Raw genomic sequence first — 17936 nt, 5'->3', positions numbered from 1 at the left:
TTGCGTCTGGCCCGCCAAAACAGAGCCAAAAGCGCGGCGAATGCGCACTACATTTTTGCGCATGCGTGTTTTTGCTGCTGCTTCCGTCTCCCCCGCCGTCCACCGCTTTCTGCCCTTTCTGGCGGTGCTGGGTTCCGTCACCGCGCTGGGCATCGGCACCTCGTGGGCCAAGCACTGGCTGTTTCCTGCCGTGGGAGCGCAGGGCACCACGGCGCTGCGCGTGGGCTTCTCGGCGCTGCTGGTGCTGCTGCTGTGGCGGCCCTGGCGCTGGCACCTGTCGCGGGCGGACGCGAAGGCGGTGGTGCTGTACGGCGCAGCCCTGGGCGGCATGAACCTGATGTTCTACCTGTCGCTGCGCACGCTGCCGTTCGGCCTGGCCGTGGCCATCGAGTTCGCGGGCCCGCTGGCCGTGGCGATCGGGTCGTCGCGCCGGGCGGTGGATTTTGTGTGGGTGCTGCTTGCCGTCGCGGGGTTGGGGTTGCTGCTGCCGCTCGGGCTGAGCGGCAGCCCGCTGGACCCGGCGGGCGTGGCCTTTGCGTTGGGCGCGGCGGTGTTCTGGGCGCTGTACATCGTGTTCGGCAAGCGCGCCGGGCATTTGCACGCAGGGCATTCGGTGTCGCTGGGCCTGCTGGTGGCCGCACTGGTGGTGGTGCCGGTGGGCGTGGCGCATGCGGGGGCGGCGCTGCTGTCGCCCGGCCTGCTGCTGATCGGCGTGGCGATGGCGGCCGTGTCCAGCGCCGTGCCGATTTCGCTGGAGATGATGGCCTTGAAGCGCCTGCCCAAGGAGGCCTTCGGCATCATGATCAGCATGGAGCCGGCGGTGGCCGCGCTGGTGGCCATGGCGCTGCTGGGCGAGCACCTGAGCGCCGTGCAGTGGCTGGCCATCGGCTGCATCATGGCGGCCTCGATGGGCAGCGCGGCCACGGCGGCCCGGCCGGTACCGCCCGCTGAACGGCGCGCCCACGCGGCCTGAAGGCCGCCGCAGTTCCCGCCGCCAGTCAGCCGCTGCGGCGGGGCGCTCCCCGCCGACGCCACGTGTAAGCCGGCGCCTACGCACGGCCCTGGCCCGGCGGCCTAGGCTGGCCGCATGCACCGGTGCCCCTGCGCGTGACGGGCGATGGCACGCCGCCATCCTGCGCGCCGCGGGGGCCCGCAAATGGGCCGGCGACACCGTCGCTGGCAGATCAAGCCAGGAGCCACCCCATGCGCACCCCCGACGTCCCGGATTCGAAAGTCCAAGAGGCTGAACGCAAGGTCAGCGCCGTGCTGCAAGACCTGGAGCGCACCACCGATTCGGAAGTGCAGCGCATTGCCCTGGAAGAGGTGGTGGAAACCGACCCCGCCAGCGGCCGCCCGGCAGTGCACCAGGCGGTGGACATTACCGTGCAGCCCCGCGCACGGCGCCGGTGGCTGTCTTCCGGCAAGTGACGCGGTGAGGTGGGCGCAGCGTCCCGGCCTGCCAGCGCCAGCCGGCGGGCGCAGCGTATAGGCCCAGCCCATCCGCGCGGCCGGTGGGTGAGAAGGCTCCCCCCACGCTTCCTTGGCCCGCCGGACCGGCTGCGACGGCGTTGTCAAGAAGCCCGGGGCAGCATCCCTGATGCGGAAAAGGGCAGAACACCGATGGATACAAACCAGGTAGGCTGGCGCCGCCTCGCGCAGGCCGCGTCTCCCACCGACGGTGGGGGCGCTGGCGGCGCCTCCCCCGCTTCACGAGCCGTGCCAAAGGAGTCCCCTTGAATCCACCCATGACCCCTGCAATCCTTGTCCGGCAATGGGCGCGCCCAGCGGTTGTGGGCTTGGCAGCCTGGTGGTGCCAGCTTCCAGCGTCCGCCGCCGTGGGCTGGAACGTGGATGCGCCGCTGGCGACCGAGCGGGGCCAGCATGCTGGCGCGCTGCTGGACGATGGCTCGGTGGCGGTGTTCGCCGGGGTCCACCGCTTCGGGTTCCTGACGAACGGCGAGCGCTATACGGCGGGCGCGTGGTCGCCCATTGGCAGCCCCGGGATCATTGGCAACGTGACCGAAGCCGTCACACTGGGAACCGGCCAGGTGCTGGTGCGTTCGGACGGTTCCGCGGATGCGCGGCTGTACGACCCGGTGGCCAACACCTGGCTGGCCGGGGGCACCCAGTCGGCAATGCGCACCCTCCCGTCGATGACGCTGCTGGCCAGCGGCAAGGTGCTGGTGGCTGGGGGGAGCAACTTGAATTCGGCCGAGCTGTACGACCCCGAAACCCGCACCTGGACGGCCACCGGCAGCATGTCGGAGACGCGTCGGGCGCACAGCGCCGTGCTGCTGCGCGACGGCCGTGTGCTGGCGGTTTCCGGGTTCAAAACGGGCGGCGAAGTGCCCACAGCCGAGCTGTACGACCCCGTGTCGGGCACCTGGTCGCCGGCCGCGCCCCCGTTGGTGCCGCGCCACTACGCCAGCCTCACGCTGCTGCCCGATGGCCGGACCTTGCTGGCCGGGGGCTTCACGGCCGGTGGCGTCACCACGCATGCAGAAATCTACGACCCCGTGGCCAACACCTGGACCGCCACGGGCGCCCTGAACTTTCCCCGCAACGGGGTGATGGGCTCGCCGATGGGCCAGGCACCCTTGCTGGCGTCCGGCCAGGTGCTGATCGCAGGGGGCGCCGATGGCGCGAGAAACCCGCAGCCGATGGCCGAGCTGTACAACCCGCTGACGGGTACCTGGTCGCTGGCCGGCTCCATGGGCGTGGGGCGCGAGAATGGCACGGCCCAGCTGCTGCCCAGCGGCGACGTGCTCTTCACGGGAGGATTCAGCTCCACGCCTTCGACCACGTTCTTCCCGCTGGTAGACCGGTACACCCCCGCGGTGCCTCCTGGCCCGGCGCCGGTTTTGGACCCGCTCAGCCTGCTGCAGCGCGCGGGCACGGCGTTGACCCTGGCAGGCACCGGGTTTGCCGGAGGCTCGGGCTCCAGCACTCCCCAGCTGCAACTGCAGCGGGTGGAAAACGGCGCGCTGAGCTCCTGGGCTCCCGCCAGCTACACGGCCACCAGTTTCACGTCGCCCCCGCTGGGCGCGCTGCCGGCGGGCCTGTACATCGCGCGGCTGGTGGTCGATGGCGTTCCGTCGGCCGGGCAGCTGATCCGCTTCACCGACCCCGCCGGGACGCCCGGCGGAACACCGGGCAACGGGCAGGTCACCGTGACCTGGACACCCCCCGTGGACACCGGCGGCAACCCGCCAGACAGCTACACCGTCACCTCCAATGCGGGGCCGGGCTGCACCGTGGCGGCCCCCGCGACCAGCTGCACGGTCACCGGGCTGGCCAACGGCACGCCCTACACCTTCACCGTGCAGGCGCAGCATCCCAACGGCCCCGGTCCCGCGTCCGCAGCCTCGGCCGCGATCACGCCCACTGCCGCGCCAGGGCCCGGCCCCCGGCCGGTGCCGGGCCTGTCCCCCCTGGGGGTGGCGCTGACCGCTTTCCTGGCCGCCGCCTGGGCGGGCTGGCGGCGCAGGGGCATGTTGCGGTTGCGCCGCTGAGCATCAGGGGCAGCGCGCGGGCAGAGCTGTGTGAGAGCTTCTTCGGCCCTCGACAGCAGCGCGCAGCCCTATCTGTTCCCAGCACGAAAAAGAAAAGGCCGTAAGCGTCGCGGACGCTGTCGGCCTTTGGGTGTGGTCCCCTCGACAGGAATCGAACCTGTATCTAGCGCTTAGGAGGCACTCGTTCTATCCATTGAACTACGAGGAGAAGGGCAGCCGCGCATTGTAGAGGCTGTGCAGCGGCGCCGAGGGCGGTGCCCTGCGTGGCTGCTTCAGTCGTACTTCACGGTGTAGATGAGGTCGACAGCGCTCTTTTCGCCCGTCTGGCCGCGCAGGGTGAGCCGGCGCGAGAGGTCGTAAAAGATGTACAGCGTGCCCAGCGTTCCGGAAAGGCTGCGCTCGTAGGTCACGTACAGGTCTTGCGACAGCCGCTTGCCGAAGGTGAGGGCGGCGGCGCTGGCGTCGTCTCCGGCACCGGGGCCGCGAAAGCCGATTTCGTCCAGGCCGATGCGGCTGGCCATGTTGCCTGCGCCGGCGTTGCCGCCGCCCCGGCGGCCCAGCAGGGTGAGCGCCGCCTGCTGCAGCACGGCGGCCTCGGCGCCGCCCGCGGAGGCATTGCGGCCGAGCACCACCCACGACAGCTTTTCGGCGTCGGGCAGTTCGGGGTCGGAGTACAGCGTGACCCGGGGCGCCTGGGCGCTGCCGGTCACCTGCACCCCGGCGCGCACGCTGATGTTGGGCCGCAGCGCCAGGATATCGAGCGAGGGGTTGTTGTATGGCCCGTTGAATCGGATCAGGCCGGTTTCCACATTCAGCATCTGGCCCCAGGCGCGGTAGCGGCCCTCGTCGGTGCGCACTTCGCCGGTCACGCGCGGCGGCGCGCCGGCCACGGCGTTGCTGCGGATGTCGACCTCGCCCGTCAGGCGCGTGGTGATGCCGTGGCCGGAGAGTGCGAAGTCGCGCCCCAGGTTGAGGGTGATGGCGATGTCGGGCGGCTTGGCGGTTTCGGCCTGGGCGGCCTTCTGGTTGGCTTGGGCGGCGGCCTGCGCCTTGGCCTGGTCTTCGCGGTCCTTGGCGGCAGAGCGCACCACCACGTCCGAGCCCAGGGTGGGCGCCGTCTCGTCGGGCAGGATGATGGTAGCGCGGTCGGTGGTGAGCTGGCCGCGCAGGCGCAACTGGCCCTGCTGCAACTGGGCCTGCAGCTGGCCCGAGACGCTGACCTGCCGGTCCGCACGCACCAGCACCTGCAAGGCCTGGGCCTGCGCCTGCATGGACATGGTGATGCCCGATGCGCCCTGGGTGGCCGGGTCCCAGGTGATGCGCCCCGTGCCGCTGAGGGTGCCGCCGTCCTGCGGCGCTGCGGTGCGGTTGCCGCTGAAGCCGGCAATGCGGGCGCCACTGCCGCGCCCGCCTTGCAGGCGGAATTCGGTGATGTCCAGCTGGTTGCCGCGCAAGGTGGCGCGCAGGCGGCCGCCCTGCAGGTCCACACCGTCGACCACGGAGCGCACGGCCAGGCCGTCGGCCCCGAGCGTGCCGGCCCAGCGGGGCGCGTCGCGCGTGCCGGACAGGGTGGCGTTGGCGTCGAAGGTGCCGCGCACGCGCCAGCCGGGTGGCGCCAGGGCGGACCAGACGCCGGCATCGGGCAGGCGGGCGCGCAGCGTGCCGGCCAAGGGCGCATCGGCCGCCCAGGTGATGGCGGCCAGGTCGGTGCCGGCGCCTGGGGCGCCTCCCACGCCCGAGAGCCGGGTGCTGGCGGTGGCGTCGATGTCGCCCGCGCGTTCGCTGGCCCAGGCCAGCCGGGCGCGCAGCGCATCGCCCTCGACTTCAACGGAGACCTCGGCCTGGCGCACGCCGGCGGGCGTGCCGGCTGCCCCTGCGGATGAGGCTTCGGTGGCGATCACGGTGGTGGCGCCTGCGCCGGCCCCCTGGCCGCTGCTGTGCACGGCGGTCACGGCGGTGGGGTCGCCCGCCAGGATGCGCAGGTCGCCGTTGGCCCGCCGCAGGCTCGCGCTGGCGCGCAGGGGGCTGGTGGTGTCCACGTTCCACTGCCCGTCCAGCACAAGGGTGCTGGCCAGGCCCATGCGGGCCAGCAGCGGTTGCGCCGGGCGGCCGGCTGCAGCGGGGGTGCCGCCCATGCCCAGCGCGTCCACCCAGGCCATGGGCAGGCCTTGCAGGGTGCCCTGGGTCTGCACCTGCAGGGCGGTGCCGGTGGTCACGCGCACGGGCTGCCAGCGCAGCGCCACGGTGCCGGGCTGCGGGCCGGTCAGACGGGCTTGGCCGGCAGAGGTCTGGAGCGTCACGGGGGCGCTGGGCGCAGGTTTGCCGCCCGCCGCGCGCCGGGGAGCGCCGGCCGTGCCAGAGGCCGTGTTCACGGTGACGGACAGCGGCTCGGCCAGTTGCAAGGTCCACGGGCCGGGCCGCTGTGCATCCTGGGCCTGCAGGCGCAGTTCGCTGATCTGCGCGCGCCATTGGGCGGGCGCTGCCAGGCCGCCCGAGCCACGGGCCTGCAGACTGGCGCGCTGCACCTGCTGGGCCTGGCCGGCGTTGAGGCGCGCTTCGCCTTCCAGCGACGCGGTGGCCTGTAGCAGGTTGCCCGACAACTCGGCCTTCAGGCCACGCAGCTGCACCGCCGTGGGCCGGCTGCCGCGGTCCTTGGCGGGGGGCAGGACGAGGTCGAGCTGTGGCGTGGCCAGTGTGGCCTGCAGCGCAAAGGCATCCTTGCCGGCGGGCAGGGCACCGCCAGCGCTGGCGGCCTGCAGCTGGCGCGCCAGCGTTTGCCAGCCACCCTTCCAGCGTGCGGTGACCGAGGCGGCGCCCTGGGCCGTGGCGCCTTGCAGGGCCGACGGCACCGCGCCGCCCACCCAGGGCAGGCTGGCGAGCCAGCGCTGGGTGGCTTCCACACTCGTCCACTGCAACTGCAGTTCGCCAGTGCCCGTGGCGGGCGCGAGGCTGCCTTGGGCGCGGGCGGTGGCGCCGGGCACGGTGACGGCCAGCTGGCCCTGCACGGCGGGCCCGGCCAGGCCAATGCGCAGGGCGGTGGCTTCGGCGCGCGCCTGCAGGGCGTCGACCAGCAGGCGGTCCAGCAGCACGGTGCCGCCGGCCGCGGCGTTGCCCGATGGGGCGGGCTGCCAGCGGCCTTGCGCGGCCAGGGCCTGGATGCCGAGCCGGGCCGGGCGGCCCGGGGCGGCGCGTGCAGGCGCTGCGGCGGACCCGGTGGCGCGGATGTCGGCGTTGAAGCGCACCTGGTCGTCCCGCATCTGCGCGCTGATACGGCCGGCCAGCGGCGTGCCCGCCATCGCGGTGTGCAGCAGGTCGGGGCGCAGGTTGCGCAGCTCGGCCTGGCCTTCCAGCGCCTGGGTGGCGGGCGTGTAGCGGCCCTGCAGCGTGGCGGTGCCCTGCCCAGCGGTGGCCACGGCGTGGGGCACGGACCAGTGCGTGCCGTCGTAGCGGGCCTCGGCCTGCAGGGCGGACAGCGGCAGGCGCCCCTGGTCCCAGGGGCCGGGCAGGTCGTTGCGCAGCTGCGCCAGCAGGGACCAGCCGGGGCCGGTGGGCGGTGGCGCGCTGGCCGCGGGCTTGGGCGGGTTGCTGCTGCCCGCCACCTCCGCCGGCCCGGCCTGCACGGTGCCCTGCAGCTGCGTGCGGGGCGCCTGCGGCCACAGCGCGGCCAGGTCCACGGCGCGCAGCGTTGCCGTGGCAGCCTGCAGAGGCTGGGCGGCCCAGGGCGCGAGCGTGGCCGCAAGGTCGGCCTGCATGGCGGGCTCCGCAGCGGGCGATGCCGCCGCCGCAGCGGCGGTGGCGGGGCTGATGTGTGCCTTCAGCTCTAGCCGCGCGCCGGGCGCGGCCAGGGTGCCCTGCAGCGTGGCCTGGGCGCCCAGTTGCAAAGGGGCGCCGCCACCCGGCACGGAGGCCTGCACAGTGCCGTCCACGGTGGCGGCCAAGGCCATGGGTGCGTCGGCCTGCAGGGTGGCGCTGGCGGTGTAGCGGCCCTGCGCCAGCTCCACATGGTCGATCTTCAGCCGGTGCTCCCGGCCGTCAAAGCGGTAGTCGCCCTGCAGGCCCAGCACCTGCACGTTCTGCGGGCCTGCCCATTCGAGGGTGTCCACGCGGAAGGGCACGCCGATCTGCAGCGGCAGCTGGAGCTGCGTGAGCGGCGCACGCGGCTCGGTGCTGGGCGGTGCATCGGCTGCGGGCATGATCTGCACGCGGGCGGCGTGCACCTCGCCCAGTTCCAGGCGGCGCTGCAGCAGGGGCATGAGCTGCCAGCCCAGTGCGATGTCGTTCACCTCCACCGCGAGTGCCGGGCTGCTCCAGCGCAGCCAGCCGATGCGCCCGCCGCTGCGCAGCGACCCGCTCACGTCGCGGCTGTCCAGCTGCTGCCCGGCGGGCAGGTACTGCGCGGCGCGGGCCAGGGCCGCGGCCAGCGAGGTGCTGCTGCCCGCCCACCACCACAGCGCGGCGGCCGCAGCGATGAGCAGCACCACCAGGCCGGCCAGCAGCCATCCCAGGCCCCGCAGCACGCGGCGCGTGCGGGACCGGGGCCGCCGGGGCGGCCGCGGCGCGGACGAGGCCCCGGCGCTGAAGTCCGAAGACGGGGTGCGCGCGAGCGGGACGGGCGCGGTGGTGGTGGCGGGCGGGCGGGTTTCGGCCATCAGAAGCTGAACCCCAGCCGCAGGTGCAGCCGCAATTCCTTGGTCTTCACGCCATAGGCCAGGTCGGCCTGCAGCGGGCCCACCGGGCTGCGCCAGCGCACGCCGGCGCCCACGCCCACGCGGGGGTCCAGGTCGCCAGCGTGGTCGGCCACGGCGCCCGCGTCCACGAACAGGGTGCTTTCCCAATCGGTCATCGCGCCCTTGTAGACGATGGGGCGCTGCCATTCGACGCTGCCCACGGCCAGGTAGCGGCCGCCGTACAGCTGGCCGTTGTCGGTGCGCGCGCCGATGCTGCGGTAGCCGTACCCGCGCACCGTGGTGTCGCCCCCGGTCAGGAAGAGTTGCGTCACCGGCACCTGGGCGCCGTCGCGCGCCAGGACGGCGCCGGCCTCGGTGCGCACGGCGATGCGTGCATTGCGGCCCTGGCCCGCGTCGTCCTGCACCCGGCCCGCGGGGATAAAGGTCTGCCAGCGCACCAGCGCGCGCACGAACGGATCGCGCTCGGGCCGCAGCGTGGTGCCCAGGCCCAGTTCCACGGCGATGCCATGGCCGCGCGTGGGAGCCGTGAGGCTGTTGAAGTAGCGGCCCGTCCAGCCGTAGTTCACGCTCACCGCCGTGCCGGAGGGCGGGGCGTTGGGCCCTTGGCTGTTGGCGTAGTCGTACTGCAGGAAGTAGCTGCGGTCGATGGTCTTGGTGCTCTTGCTGCGGCCCGAACGCAGGCGGCCGCTGTTGGTTTCGTAGTCGCCCGTGTCTTCGCGCTGCAACTGGCCGCCGGCAAACCAGCGCCATCCGTTGTTGTCCGGCAGGGCCGTCCACTCGGTGCTGGCGAGCTTGGCCTTGCGGTCCAGCGACAGCTTGCTCACCGCGCGCCAGCCAATGCCGGGCAGGCGGTTGTGGATGTGCTCCAGCGACAGCCGGGCGCCGCTGTCGGTGGAAAAGCCGGGGCCGAACACCAGCTTCTGCAGCGGCGCTTCGCGCACATGGGCGACCACGGGGGCCGCCTGCGGGTCGGCGCCGTCGGTGTCCAGCGCCAGGAACACGGCGTCGTAATAGCCGCTGCTGGCCAGCCGCAGTTGCGCGTCCAGCATCTCGGCTTCGTCGTACACCGATCCCGTGGGCAGGCGGGCCAGGCGGCGCGCGCCGTCCGGGTCATAGCGCTCGCTGCCTTGCACGCGCAGGGCGCCGAAGCGGTAGGCGGGGCCGGGGTCGTAGGTCACGCTGAGCTTGGCTTCGTGCGTGTCGGCATCGACCTCGGCGCGGCTGTTGGCAATGCGGGCCGCAGGGTGGCGGCGTGCCTGCAGCTGGCGCAGGCCGTCGTTTTTTGCACTGTCCCACGCGGCCTGCGTGAAGGGCTGGCCCGGCTGCAGGGACCAGTCGCGCTGCACGCGCTGTTGCTGGCGCAGGCTGGCTTGCTGCTGCCGGTCTTGGCCACTCTGCGGGGCCGCAGCGCTCTCTGCCGGCGCGGGGGCGTCGGCGGGGCGGGTGAAGTCGATGGCCGCGCTGGCAATGTGCGTCTGGGGTCCTGGCTCCACCGTGACCACGACGGTGCGCGGCGCGGCCTGGCTGGCCGGGGTTTCGGTCAGCTCCACGGTGATGGTGGGGGCGAAATAGCCCATCGTGCCCAGCAGTTCGCGCGCATTGGCATCCGTGGCGCCCAGCAGGCGCTGCAGTTCGCTGGGGTGCAGGTCGGGCAGGTGCCGAAACCGCTGCAGTTCCAGGTGCCGCTCCAGGGTGCCGCGCACGGTGTCGGGCGCACGCACTTCCACCGCGAATGCGGGCGTGCCCGGGGCTTCGGCCTCCGGCGCGCCGGGGTCTGCGGGCGCGGCGCGGTGGGGCAGCAGGCTGCAGCCGGGCAGGGCCAGCAGCGCAGCCGAAAGCAGCAACGCCGGCCACGGGGCCGGCGTTGAAGATCGGGCGGAGAGGGGGCGCAACACGCGGGACAGCACAGCGGGAGGAAGGGGGTGAAGGACGAAATGGTACATGCGCGCACGCTGGGCGCCGCCCTTGCGCCTGTCCGGCAGCGCCTGCGGCACCGCCACTATGCACCGAAAGCCAGGCCGCGCGTGTCAGACAGGAGCGCGCCATGCCCCGCGCCGCCGCCCCGCAGGGCAGCCCGGCCGCGCTGCGTCACTTGGACAGCAGGCGCATCGTCTCTTCCAGCCCCTTGAGCGACAGCGGGTACATGCGGTTGCCGATGAGCTGCTGGATGATGCTGATGCTCTGGCGGTACTGCCACACGCCCTGCGGCTCGGGGTTGATCCAGGCGTGCTTGGGGAAGGCGTGCGTCAGGCGCTGGATCCACTCGGCCCCGGGTTCCTCGTTGTTGTATTCCACGCTGCCGCCGGGCTGCAGGATCTCGTACGGGCTCATGGTCGCGTCGCCCACAAAGATCAGCTTGTAGTCCTTGTTGTACTTGCGGATGATGTCCCAGGTCGGGAACTTCTCGGCAAAGCGGCGGCGGTTGTTCTTCCACATGAAGTCATAGACACAGTTGTGGAAGTAATAGAACTCCAGGTGCTTGAACTCGCTCTTGACCGCGCTGAACAGCTCCTCGACGCGCTGAACGTGTTCGTCCATGGTGCCGCCCACGTCCATCAGCAGCAGCACCTTCACGTTGTTGTGCCGCTCGGGCACCATCTTGATGTCCAGGTAGCCCGCGTTGGCCGCCGTGCTGCGGATGGTGTCGGGCAGGTCCAGCTCCAGCTCGTGCCCTTCGCGCGCAAACTTGCGCAGGCGGCGCAGCGCCACCTTGATGTTGCGCGTGCCCAGCTCCTGCTGGTCGTCGTAGTCCTTGTAGGCGCGCTGCTCCCACACCTTCACGGCGCTCTTGTTCTTGCCCGCGCCGCCGATGCGGATGCCCTGCGGGTTGTAGCCGCCGTGGCCGAACGGGCTGGTGCCGCCCGTGCCGATCCACTTGCTGCCGCCCTCGTGGCGCTCCTTCTGTTCTTCGAGGCGCTTTTTCAGCGTCTCCATCAGCTCGTCCCAGCCCATCTTCTCGATGGCGGCCTTTTCCTCGGGCGTGAGCTCTTTTTCCAGGATCTTGCGCAGCCAGTCGGCCGGGATGTCCTTGGTGAAGTCGGCCACCATCTCCACGCCCTTGAAGTAGGCGCCGAAGGCACGGTCGAACTTATCGTAGTGCTTCTCGTCCTTGACCAGCGTGAGGCGCGAGAGGTTGTAGAAGTCGTCCAGGCTCCATGCGTCCTCGGACTTGGGGCCCACCACGCCGGCCTGCAGGGCTTCGAGCAGCGTGAGGTACTCCTTCACGGACACCGGCAGCTTGGCCGAACGCAGGGTGTAGAAGAAGTCGATCAGCATAGTTTTGGCCTCCAGCCCTTACTGGGCGTGCGCGCGGCGCTCCAAAAGGTATAGCAATTGGGCCCGGGCTTCCGGCCACTCGCCGGCGCGCATGCTGTACATCACGGTGTCGCGGATGGTGCCGTCGCGCCGCAGCGCGTGGCCGCGGATCACGCCGTCCTTCTTGGCGCCCAGCCGCTCGATGGCGCGCTGCGATGCAAAGTTGAAGTTGTCGGTGCGCCAGCCCACCACATGGCAGCCCAGCGTGTCGAACGCGTGGCCCATCATCAGGAGCTTGGCGGTGGTGTTGACGTGCGTGCGCTGCACGCTCTGGCGGTACCAGGTGTAGCCGATCTCCACGCGCTTCACGGCGGGCAGGATGTCGTGGTAGCTGGTGGTGCCCAGCACGGTGCCGGTGGCGTCTTCCACCACGGCAAAGGCGAAGCGGTTGCCATCGTCGCGCATGCGCAGCGCATCCTCGATGTACTTGCGCGTGTTCTCGGGCTCGGGCACCGAGGTGACGCGCAGGTTCCACAGCGCGCCATCGGCGGCGGCGGCGCGCAGGCCGTCTTCGTGGGCCAGTGCCAGGGGCTCCAGGCGAATGCCGCGGTCGCGCAGCGTGACAGGTTCTACAAAAGCCATGCGTCCTTACCTCATCAATCCTTGGGCGGCTGGGGGCGGCTGCGCTGCCACCACCGCGCTCCGTGCAGCCCCAGGCCGCCGCCCAGGCCCACCAGCGCGATGCCGATCAGGCTGGCCGTGCCGTAGCCCGGTGCAAAAATGTCCATGCCCAGCAGTTGGCCCAGCCAGAACCCCAGCAGCGCGCCACCCACAAAGCCGACCGCGTCGGCCACGCCCTGGGCCAGCAGACGGTGGGGGTCCTGCGGCGCCATTTAGCGGTTGCGCTGGTTCATGAACACGAGCTTCTCGAACAGGCTCACGTCCTGTTCGTTCTTCAGCAGCGCGCCCACCAGCGGCGGCACGGCCACCTTGTTGTCGGCGCTTTGCAGGGCCGACAGCGGAATGTCCTCGGCCACCAGCAGCTTGAGCCAATCGATCAGCTCGCTGGTGGAGGGTTTCTTCTTGAGGCCGGGCAGGTTGCGCACGTCGTAGAACGTCTTCATCGCCACGGTGAGCAGCTCGCTCTTGAGCGTGGGGAAGTGCACGTTCACGATCTGGCGCATCGTGTCCGCCTCCGGGAATTTGATGAAATGGAAGAAGCACCGGCGCAGGAAGGCGTCGGGCAGCTCCTTCTCGTTGTTGGAGGTGATGAACACCAGCGGGCGGTGCTTGGCCTTGATGAGTTCCCGCGTCTCGTAGCAGTAGAACTCCATGCGGTCGATCTCGCGCAGCAGGTCGTTCGGAAACTCGATGTCGGCCTTGTCGATCTCATCGATCAAGAGCGCCACGGGGCGGTCGGACGTGAAGGCCTGCCACAGCACGCCCTGCACGATGTAGTTGCGGATGTCCTTGACCTTGTCGCTGCCGCCTTCGAGCTGGCTGTCGCGCAGGCGGCTCACCGCGTCGTATTCATACAGGCCCTGTTGCGCCTTGGTGGTGGACTTGATGTGCCATTGCAGCAGCGGCATGTCCAGCGCCTGCGCCACTTCCTCGGCCAGCATCGTCTTGCCGGTGCCGGGCTCGCCCTTGATGAGCAGCGGGCGCTGCAATGTGATGGCCGCGTTCACTGCGAGCATCAAGTCCTGGGTGGCGACGTAGTTCTGAGAACCTTGAAATTTCATGAGGGAAATCACCGAAACATTGATGAATGGGCTTGACAGGCGCTGGCTATAATCATCAGTCGAGCAGAGCCCCGAACTTCCACGAGATTGTGCGCGCAAAATGAACAAAACGTTGACCACGCTATTCGCCCTGGCTGTCGCTTCCGTGACCGCCATCTCCCATGCCCAGGAAGCCAAGGGCGACGTGGAAGCCGGCAAGCAAAAGATCGCCATGTGCATCGGCTGCCACGGCATTCCGGGCTATCAAGCCAGCTTCCCGGAAGTGCACAAGGTGCCCATGATTTCGGGCCAGGGGGCCAAGTACATCGCTTCCGCACTGGTCGCCTACCAGAAGGGGGACCGCAAGCACCCCACCATGCGCGGCATCGCCGAATCGCTGAGCGAGAAGGACATTGCCGACGTCGCCGCCTACTACGAGCAGCACGGCAAGACCGGCACGGAACTGCCGGCCAAGGCGGGCCGCGAGCCCAGCGTGCAAGTGGCCGCGCTGCTGCAAAAGGGCGCCTGCGTGTCCTGCCACGGCGACAACTTCGCCAAGCCCATCGACCCGTCGTACCCCAAGATTGCCGGCCAGCATGCGGACTACCTGTTTGTGGCGCTCAAGTCGTACAAGGTGGAGAAGAACGCCAACGTGGGCCGCAGCAACGCCATCATGGGCGGCGTGGCCAAGCAGTTCACCAACGCCGAGCTGAAGGCCCTGGCAGGCTACGTTGCCAGCCTGGACGGCGACCTGCACACCGTGCCCCAGTCGCGCTTTCGCTGAACGGCCCGCACTGCGCGCCTCGGCCCGACAAAAACCCGGCTCCGCCGGGTTTTTTTATGCCCCTCTGGGGCGGCTTGATAAACGTCAGCGTTTTAGAATGCGCACCGGGTGTCGCAGCCGCGGGGGCTCGGCAGGTTCATGCGCTGGTCGGGCCGCCGCGCGGCTTTGCCACGACCCATGAACGCATCTCCCACCCTGATCCAGGCCATTGGCGCCCTCCTGTTCGGCCTGGCCATCCTCCACACCTTCTCCACCCGGTATTTCGAACACCTGGCCCACACGCAGCCGCGGCACGCGGGCATCTGGCATCTGCTGGGCGAGGTGGAGGTGGTGTTCGGATTCTGGGCGCTGGTGCTCATGGTGTTCATGTTTTCCCTGGAAGGGAAGAGTGAAGCCACGGCGTACCTGGATTCGCGCAACTTCACCGAGCCGCTGTTCGTCTTCGCCATCATGGTGATCGCGGCCACGCGGCCCATCCTGCAGCTGGCGGGTGCCATGGTGCGGCTGCTGGCGCGGTGCCTGCCGTTCCAGCGCGGCGTGGCCATGTATTTCGTGGTGCTGTCGGCGGTGCCGCTGCTGGGCTCGTTCATCACGGAGCCCGCCGCCATGACGTTGGCGGCGCTGATGCTGCGGGACCTCCTGTTCTCGCAGCCGCTGTCGAGCAAGCTCAAGTACTCCACCATTGGCGTGCTGTTCGTGAACATTTCCATCGGCGGCACGCTCACGCCGTTTGCAGCCCCGCCGGTGCTGATGGTGGCCGGCCAATGGGGCTGGGACCTGTGGTTCATGGTGTCCCACTTCGGCTGGAAGGCCGCTGTGGCCGTGGGGGTCAACGCCGGGGTGGCCACGCTGCTGTTCCGCCACCAGGTCGGGCACATGGGGCGCAAGATCGTAGCCGACGAGTTGCCCGTGCCGTTGTCAGTGATCGCCGTGCACCTGGTGTTCCTGACGCTGGTGGTGCTCTTTGCGCACCACCCGCCGGTGTTCCTGGGGCTGTTCCTGTTCTTCATGGGCTTTACCCATGCCTACCAGCGCTACCAGAACCCGCTGATCCTGCGGGAAGCCCTGCTGGTGGCTTTCTTTCTGGCCGGGCTGGTGGTGCTGGGCGGTTTGCAGCAGTGGTGGTTGCAGCCGGTGCTGATGAAGATGGATGCCAACGCCGTGTTCTTCGGCGCGGCGGCGCTGACGGCCTTTACCGACAACGCGGCGCTGACCTACCTGGGGTCCTTGGTGGAGGGGCTGAGCCACGAATTCAAGGTGGCGCTGGTGGCTGGCGCGGTGACGGGCGGCGGCCTGACGGTGATCGCCAATGCGCCCAACCCCGCGGGCGCGGCCATTCTGAAGGAGAAGTTCGCCGACCAGGCCATCCATCCTCTGGGGTTGCTGCTGGGTGCGCTGCCGCCCACGCTGGTGGCGGTGCTGGCGTTCCAGCTGCTGTGAGGGGGCGCGCGGCGCCTGCGGGTCAGTCCCGCGTGGCGCGCCGCTGCACGCAGGCGATGTAGGCGTCGCCGTCGGGGGGGCGGCCTGCGCGCTGGCTCTCCCAGAGCATCTCTCCGAGGCATTCCATGGCGGCATGGTGGGCGTCGTGCAGCGAATCCAGGCGCGCCGTCAGCAGCTCCACCGCCTGGCGAATGCCGCGGGGCTGGTCGATGCTGCATTGCTCGCTGATGGACAGGTGCATCGACAGGTGCAGGAACGGGTTGGTCTGGCCGGGCGTTTCGTCGTAGTTGCGCGCCACGGCGGCATCGGCGTCCGAGAGGTCGGCGTGGTACTCGGGGTGCTCGGCAATCCACAGACTGGCCAGCGTCTCGATGGCTTCCATGGGAGCGCCGGCCTGGGTCTTGCTGTGCACGCCGCACAGAAAACGGCGCACGTCGGCTTGGGAGGGGCTGAACATGGGCCGAGCGTAGCACGGGCACTCTTCGCTCCGGGTGGGCGGGGACACCGGCGCACCGGCCCGGGGTGCTGCATGCCGCGGCGGCGTCCTACGCGCCGCGGCCTTGCGGCCCCCTACATTGGCGGAGCGCAGAGATGAGGGCGGGGGCCGCTGTGCACTATTCACCAGTCCAGTCCCCGGTGCAGGGAGATATCTGCCATGAATGCAATGCGTATCGTCGGTGTCCTGTTGCTGCTGCTGGGCCTGGCTGCGTTCTGGGCCGGTGGCAGCCCGTATGCGCGCGAGCCGGCCCCGGCAGCGCTGTCGCCGGTGCAATGGATGGTGCAGGAGCAGCAGGACGCCTTCGTGATCCCGCAGTGGGCGAGCCTGGGCGCGATGGTGCTCGGCGGTGCCGCGTTGGTGCTGGGGTTTCGCCGGCGCTGACCGTAGGTGCGTCCAGCTTTTCACCGGCCTCAGCTAGCGCAGCGGTGCCCCCATCCGGTGTGAAATGGCCGCGGCGGCGCGCAGGAGCGCCGGCAGCATGTGCTCGCGCATGTGGGCCTCGCTGGTGCGGTTGGCCTGGCCGCTGATGTTCAGGGCCGCCACCGTGCGGCCGCTGCGGTCCGTGAGCGGTGCGGCGATCGAGATCAGACCTTCCTCCAGCTCCTGGTTCACCAGGCACCAGCCCTGGGTGCGCACGGCGCGGATGCGCTCCAGCAGCCCATCCCGATCGGTGGTGGTGTGCTCGGTGTGGCGCGCCAGCGGCACGGAGGCCAGCCGCGCCTGCAGCGTGTCGTCGGGCAAGGCCGCGAGCAGCACCCGCCCCATGGACGTCCACAGCGCGGGCAGGCGCGAACCCACGCCCAGGGTGGTGCGCATGATCTTGTGCGTGGGCACGCGCAGCACGTAGACGATGTCCAGGCCGTCCAGCACGGCGGCAGAGGACGACTCGCGCACCGCCTCCACCAAGTCTTCCATCACCGGCTCGGCCAGATTCCAGATCGGCAGCGAGGACAGGTACGCAAAGCCCAGATCCAGGATGCGCGGGCTCAGCCGGAACAGTTTGCCGTCCGTCTCCACATAGCCCAGCGTCTGCAGCGTGAGCAGGATGCGGCGCGCGCCGGCGCGGGTCAGGCCGGTGCGGGCCGCCACCTCGCTCAGCGTCTGCTCGGGCGTGGCCGCGCTGAACGAACGGATGACCTCCAGCCCGCGCGCGAACGACTGCACATAGCTGTCGCTGGGTTTCGGGTCCGTCGTTCGCGCGGCAGGGTCTTTGCCTTCGGGCATTTGGGAATTCATACGTGTGCCAACTATAATTCTTTTAGCGAACATTTGTTCTATATGCGAACAAATACGAAAGAGACAACAGAGTAACCAAGAAAGCGTTGCAATGATCAACAAACTGGCGGACTCGGTGGCCCAAGCCCTTCAGGGGGTGCAGGATGGTGCCACGGTGTTGATTGGCGGGTTCGGCACAGCCGGCATTCCCGGCGAGCTGATCGACGGCCTGATCGCACACGGTGCCCGCGACCTCACGGTGGTGAACAACAACGCCGGCAACGGCGACCAGGGCCTAGCCGCGCTGCTGCAGACCGGCCGCGTGCGCAAGATCATCTGCAGCTTTCCGCGCCAGGTGGACAGCCATGTGTTCGACGGGCTGTACCGCAGCGGCAAGCTGGAGCTGGAATTGGTGCCCCAGGGCAACCTGGCCGAGCGCCTGCGCGCAGCGGGGGCCGGCATCGGCGCGTTCTTCTGCCCCACGGCCTATGGCACCGAACTCGCAGCCGGGAAGGAAACGCGCGAGATCAATGGCAAACACTACGTGCTCGAATACCCCATCCATGGCGACGTGGCGCTGATCAAGGCCGAGCAGGGCGACCGCTGGGGCAACCTCACCTACCGCATGTCGGCGCGCAACTTCGGCCCCGTGATGGCCACCGCCGCCAAGACCACCATCGCCACCGTGCACGAGGTGGTGGAGCTGGGCGCCCTGGACCCCGAGGCCATCGTCACCCCCGGCATCTACGTGACCCACGTCGTGAAGATCGAGCGCACGGCCACGCAGGCGGGCGGCTTCAAGCAATCTGCGTGAGGTTTTGA

Annotated in this window: 15 protein-coding genes and 1 tRNA gene; 7 read left to right on the top strand and 9 right to left on the bottom strand. The window is 70.1% G+C overall.

Annotation, left to right across the window (positions count from 1 at the left end; all coding sequences use genetic code 11):
* Nucleotides 1-61 precede the first annotated feature (61 nt).
* From ACOYR3_RS18730 to ACOYR3_RS18720, 3 genes are all read left to right on the top strand, one after another.
* The gene (locus tag ACOYR3_RS18730) at nucleotides 62-973 is read left to right on the top strand and encodes an EamA family transporter (RefSeq protein ID WP_422843817.1); all 912 of its coding nucleotides are present in this window, start codon (nucleotides 62-64) and stop codon (nucleotides 971-973) included.
* Nucleotides 974-1203: 230 nt separating this feature from the next.
* Complete coding sequence (locus tag ACOYR3_RS18725; protein WP_422843816.1) at nucleotides 1204-1428, top strand: hypothetical protein; 225 nt, start codon at nucleotides 1204-1206, stop codon at nucleotides 1426-1428.
* A gap of 317 nt (nucleotides 1429-1745) precedes the next feature.
* Complete coding sequence (locus ACOYR3_RS18720; protein WP_422843815.1) at nucleotides 1746-3512, top strand: kelch repeat-containing protein; 1767 nt, start codon at nucleotides 1746-1748, stop codon at nucleotides 3510-3512.
* Between the two features lie 133 nt (nucleotides 3513-3645).
* On the opposite strand, the gene ACOYR3_RS18715 is transcribed toward ACOYR3_RS18720, so the two are convergent.
* From ACOYR3_RS18715 to ACOYR3_RS18685, 7 genes are all read right to left on the bottom strand, one after another.
* Nucleotides 3646-3720 (bottom strand) — tRNA-Arg (locus ACOYR3_RS18715).
* Between the two features lie 64 nt (nucleotides 3721-3784).
* Nucleotides 3785-8161 carry a translocation/assembly module TamB domain-containing protein gene (locus tag ACOYR3_RS18710; RefSeq protein ID WP_422843814.1) on the bottom strand — a complete coding sequence of 1459 codons (4377 nt, stop codon included), beginning with the start codon at nucleotides 8159-8161 and terminating at the stop codon, nucleotides 3785-3787.
* Complete coding sequence (locus tag ACOYR3_RS18705; RefSeq protein ID WP_422843813.1) at nucleotides 8161-10143, bottom strand: autotransporter assembly complex protein TamA; 1983 nt, start codon at nucleotides 10141-10143, stop codon at nucleotides 8161-8163. The genes ACOYR3_RS18710 and ACOYR3_RS18705 overlap by 1 nt, the downstream gene beginning before the upstream one ends.
* A 145-nt stretch (nucleotides 10144-10288) precedes the next feature.
* Complete coding sequence (locus tag ACOYR3_RS18700) at nucleotides 10289-11476, bottom strand: vWA domain-containing protein (RefSeq protein WP_422843812.1); 1188 nt, start codon at nucleotides 11474-11476, stop codon at nucleotides 10289-10291.
* A gap of 18 nt (nucleotides 11477-11494) precedes the next feature.
* On the bottom strand, nucleotides 11495-12097 hold the full coding sequence (locus ACOYR3_RS18695; RefSeq protein WP_422843811.1) for a GNAT family N-acetyltransferase: 603 nt from the start codon (nucleotides 12095-12097) through the stop codon (nucleotides 11495-11497).
* Between the two features lie 14 nt (nucleotides 12098-12111).
* Nucleotides 12112-12348, bottom strand: a complete 237-nt coding sequence (locus ACOYR3_RS18690) for a hypothetical protein (protein ID WP_422843810.1) — start codon at nucleotides 12346-12348, stop codon at nucleotides 12112-12114.
* Nucleotides 12349-13197: an AAA family ATPase gene (locus ACOYR3_RS18685; protein WP_291489657.1), complete on the bottom strand. Its 849-nt coding sequence runs from the start codon at nucleotides 13195-13197 to the stop codon at nucleotides 12349-12351.
* Nucleotides 13198-13297: 100 nt separating this feature from the next.
* Here ACOYR3_RS18685 and ACOYR3_RS18680 point away from each other — a divergent pair, with 100 nt between their 5' ends.
* Nucleotides 13298-13960 (top strand): c-type cytochrome, encoded by a 663-nt coding sequence (locus tag ACOYR3_RS18680; protein ID WP_291489658.1) that lies wholly within the window; start codon nucleotides 13298-13300, stop codon nucleotides 13958-13960.
* Between the two features lie 177 nt (nucleotides 13961-14137).
* Entirely contained in the window at nucleotides 14138-15400 is a 1263-nt protein-coding gene (locus tag ACOYR3_RS18675; RefSeq protein WP_291489659.1) for a putative Na+/H+ antiporter, read from the top strand.
* Between the two features lie 22 nt (nucleotides 15401-15422).
* Here ACOYR3_RS18675 and ACOYR3_RS18670 read toward each other — a convergent pair whose 3' ends face one another.
* Entirely contained in the window at nucleotides 15423-15857 is a 435-nt protein-coding gene (locus ACOYR3_RS18670; protein ID WP_291489660.1) for a DUF1841 family protein, read from the bottom strand.
* A 198-nt stretch (nucleotides 15858-16055) separates the two neighbouring features.
* On the opposite strand from ACOYR3_RS18670, the gene ACOYR3_RS18665 reads away from it, so the two are divergent.
* Nucleotides 16056-16280, top strand: a complete 225-nt coding sequence (locus tag ACOYR3_RS18665) for a hypothetical protein (protein WP_291489661.1) — start codon at nucleotides 16056-16058, stop codon at nucleotides 16278-16280.
* 33 nt (nucleotides 16281-16313) lie between these two features.
* Here the strand turns inward: ACOYR3_RS18665 and ACOYR3_RS18660 are convergent, their stop codons facing one another.
* Nucleotides 16314-17135, bottom strand: a complete 822-nt coding sequence (locus tag ACOYR3_RS18660; RefSeq protein WP_422843809.1) for an IclR family transcriptional regulator domain-containing protein — start codon at nucleotides 17133-17135, stop codon at nucleotides 16314-16316.
* 91 nt (nucleotides 17136-17226) lie between these two features.
* Here ACOYR3_RS18660 and ACOYR3_RS18655 point away from each other — a divergent pair, with 91 nt between their 5' ends.
* Nucleotides 17227-17928 (top strand): 3-oxoacid CoA-transferase subunit A, encoded by a 702-nt coding sequence (locus ACOYR3_RS18655; RefSeq protein ID WP_422843808.1) that lies wholly within the window; start codon nucleotides 17227-17229, stop codon nucleotides 17926-17928.
* The last annotated feature ends 8 nt before the right edge of the window (nucleotides 17929-17936 follow it).

Source organism: Acidovorax sp. M2(2025) (assembly GCF_049330835.1).
In the GTDB taxonomy this organism is placed as follows: domain Bacteria; phylum Pseudomonadota; class Gammaproteobacteria; order Burkholderiales; family Burkholderiaceae_C; genus Acidovorax.
This window is presented reverse-complemented; position numbering and strand designations above follow the sequence as displayed.

Bases quoted from the DNA above. Each gene is read 5' to 3' on its own strand.
- ACOYR3_RS18730 (WP_422843817.1), top strand. From the start codon at position 62: ATGCGTGTTTTTGCTGCTGCTTCCGTCTCCCCCGCCGTCCACCGCTTT.
- ACOYR3_RS18725 (WP_422843816.1), top strand. From the start codon at position 1,204: ATGCGCACCCCCGACGTCCCGGATTCGAAAGTCCAAGAGGCTGAACGC.
- ACOYR3_RS18720 (WP_422843815.1), top strand. From the start codon at position 1,746: ATGACCCCTGCAATCCTTGTCCGGCAATGGGCGCGCCCAGCGGTTGTG.
- ACOYR3_RS18710 (WP_422843814.1), bottom strand. From the start codon at position 8,161: ATGGCCGAAACCCGCCCGCCCGCCACCACCACCGCGCCCGTCCCGCTC.
- ACOYR3_RS18705 (WP_422843813.1), bottom strand. From the start codon at position 10,143: ATGTACCATTTCGTCCTTCACCCCCTTCCTCCCGCTGTGCTGTCCCGC.
- ACOYR3_RS18700 (WP_422843812.1), bottom strand. From the start codon at position 11,476: ATGCTGATCGACTTCTTCTACACCCTGCGTTCGGCCAAGCTGCCGGTG.
- ACOYR3_RS18695 (WP_422843811.1), bottom strand. From the start codon at position 12,097: ATGGCTTTTGTAGAACCTGTCACGCTGCGCGACCGCGGCATTCGCCTG.
- ACOYR3_RS18690 (WP_422843810.1), bottom strand. From the start codon at position 12,348: ATGGCGCCGCAGGACCCCCACCGTCTGCTGGCCCAGGGCGTGGCCGAC.
- ACOYR3_RS18685 (WP_291489657.1), bottom strand. From the start codon at position 13,197: ATGAAATTTCAAGGTTCTCAGAACTACGTCGCCACCCAGGACTTGATG.
- ACOYR3_RS18680 (WP_291489658.1), top strand. From the start codon at position 13,298: ATGAACAAAACGTTGACCACGCTATTCGCCCTGGCTGTCGCTTCCGTG.
- ACOYR3_RS18675 (WP_291489659.1), top strand. From the start codon at position 14,138: ATGAACGCATCTCCCACCCTGATCCAGGCCATTGGCGCCCTCCTGTTC.
- ACOYR3_RS18670 (WP_291489660.1), bottom strand. From the start codon at position 15,857: ATGTTCAGCCCCTCCCAAGCCGACGTGCGCCGTTTTCTGTGCGGCGTG.
- ACOYR3_RS18665 (WP_291489661.1), top strand. From the start codon at position 16,056: ATGAATGCAATGCGTATCGTCGGTGTCCTGTTGCTGCTGCTGGGCCTG.
- ACOYR3_RS18660 (WP_422843809.1), bottom strand. From the start codon at position 17,135: ATGAATTCCCAAATGCCCGAAGGCAAAGACCCTGCCGCGCGAACGACG.
- ACOYR3_RS18655 (WP_422843808.1), top strand. From the start codon at position 17,227: ATGATCAACAAACTGGCGGACTCGGTGGCCCAAGCCCTTCAGGGGGTG.